General features: G+C 32.8%; 3 protein-coding genes. All 3 read left to right on the top strand.

Annotated features, from left to right (window positions below):
- Positions 1-150: 150 nt before the first annotated feature.
- The 3 genes from KA828_RS11765 (at position 151) to thyX (ending at position 2005) form a co-directional block, all read left to right on the top strand.
- Positions 151-726, top strand: a complete 576-nt coding sequence (locus tag KA828_RS11765) for a recombinase family protein (protein ID WP_012655889.1) — start codon at positions 151-153, stop codon at positions 724-726.
- Positions 727-806: 80 nt separating this feature from the next.
- Complete coding sequence (gene dfrE / locus KA828_RS11760; protein WP_012655890.1) at positions 807-1301, top strand: trimethoprim-resistant dihydrofolate reductase DfrE; 495 nt, start codon at positions 807-809, stop codon at positions 1299-1301.
- Complete coding sequence (gene thyX / locus KA828_RS11755) at positions 1298-2005, top strand: FAD-dependent thymidylate synthase (RefSeq protein WP_012655891.1); 708 nt, start codon at positions 1298-1300, stop codon at positions 2003-2005. The genes dfrE and thyX overlap by 4 nt, the downstream gene beginning before the upstream one ends.
- The last annotated feature ends 102 nt before the right edge of the window (positions 2006-2107 follow it).

Below are 2107 nucleotides of genomic sequence, written 5' to 3'. Positions count from 1 at the left end.
TATACACCCTAATCATACGTTTTAGTTGATATAAATTAAACTTATTTACTTGTATGATTAGGTTGTAATCTATTGATTGAATTGTAGAAGGCTGATAGAATCAGTGTTATGGGTGTCTCATAAGACTTGTCTCAAAAACGAGGTGATATTTTGCGGAAAATTGGTTATATACGTGTCAGTTCGGCTAGCCAAAATCCTTCAAGGCAATTTCAGCAATTGAACGAAATCGGAATGGATATTATTTTTGAAGAAAAAGTTTCCGGATCAACAAAGGATCGTGAGCAACTTCAAAAAATGTTAGAGGATTTACAGAAAGGTGACATTATTTATGTTACAGACTTAACTCGGATTACTCGAAGTACGCAGGATTTATTTGAATTGATTGATATAATACGAAGTAAAAAAGCAAGTTTAAAATCAATCAAGGATACATGGCTAGATTTATCAGAAGATAATCCATACAGCCAATTCTTAATTACAGTTATGGCTGGGGTAAATCAGTTAGAACGAGATCTTATACGTATGCGACAGCGTGAAGGGATTGATTTGGCTAAGAAAGAAGGGAAATTTAAAGGTAGGTTAAAGAAATATCATAAAAATCATGCAGGAATGAATTATGCAGTAAAGCTATATAGAGAAGGAAAAATGACTGTAAATCAAATTTGTGAAATTACAAATGTGTCAAGAGCATCGCTATATAGGAAGGTATTAGAAATAGACAATTAATGAAGAAGAGCTATTTTAAAGTTTTTTTGATTTATCCGCATTATAAAATAAATTAGTTTCTTTCAAAGGGAGTTAAGAAAATGATCATTTCATTAATTGCTGCAATTTCAAGTAATTACGTAATCGGCAAAGATAAGGATATACCATGGAAGATTCCTGGTGAACAGGTTCGATTTAAGGATTTAACTATGGGTAAATCAGTAATTATGGGTAGAAAGACATTTGAATCTATTGGTCAGCCACTGCCGAACAGAAAGACAATTATTATCTCAAAATCTAAAGATATTAATTATAATAATTGCCTGACTGTAGAATCGTTAGAGAGGGCTTTTAATTTACTACAACAAGAAGATGAAATTTTTATTGCAGGTGGTGGAGAAATATATAAGGAATCGTTACCATTTGCCGATAGAATATATTTAACTATTATCGAAAAGGAATATGAAGGTAATATCTTTTTTCCAATGTTTAATAAAGATGAGTTTGAAATCACCTATCAACAAAAAGTAGAAGGGTTTATACCCTATACATATTTTACATACGAAAGAAAAAATAAAGGAGAGCAAATCAAATGAATATTATAAACGTATTAGATAAGGGCTATGTTCGCCTTGTAAATCATATGGGTTCAGATTTAACTGTAGTAAACTCTGCAAGAGTTTCTTATGCAAAAGAATCGAAAGAACTGAACGATAAAGATGTTAAGTTAATTAAATTTCTTGCTAGAGAAGGCCATACTTCTCCATTTAGACATGTAATCGCACAATATGAAGTGTATGCACCACTAATGGTGGCCAGACAATGGTGGAAGTATGTCATTGGTTCCTCTCATCAAGAGGGTACAGGAGATAGTTTTGATGCCTGGAATGAATCAAGTCGAAGATATATTACAGAAGAGCCTACATTTTATATTCCCTCAAGTAAAGAATGGAGAAGTAAACCCAAAAATTCTAAGCAAGGTAGTGGTGAAATAGTTACGTTGGAAATTGGTGATAAATACACCAGGGATCTTATGGCATATGTTGACGAAGGAATAGCCAAATATGAATCAGCTCTAGAAGATGGAATATGTCCAGAACAAGCGAGACTATTCCTTCCTGCTTATGGAATGTATGTACGTTGGTACTGGACGGCATCCTTACAGTCAGTTTGTCATTTTTTAAATCAAAGATTAGAACATGATGCTCAAAAGGAAATCCAAGACTATGCAAAGGCTATTCTTGAATTAAGTAAACCATTATATCCAAATGCTATAGACGAGCTTATGAAAAATATATAATGAATGTGCTAAAAAGCTCAAATTCTATTTTGCTAAGAATTTGGGCTTTTTATATTTGGATATCCTTAACGTTGTAAATCCGCATTTTCCTGACGCTACCCC

Origin of the sequence: Staphylococcus sp. GDY8P85P (assembly GCF_017892405.1) — a bacterium.
GTDB classification, from domain to species: domain Bacteria; phylum Bacillota; class Bacilli; order Staphylococcales; family Staphylococcaceae; genus Staphylococcus; species Staphylococcus borealis.
This window is presented reverse-complemented; position numbering and strand designations above follow the sequence as displayed.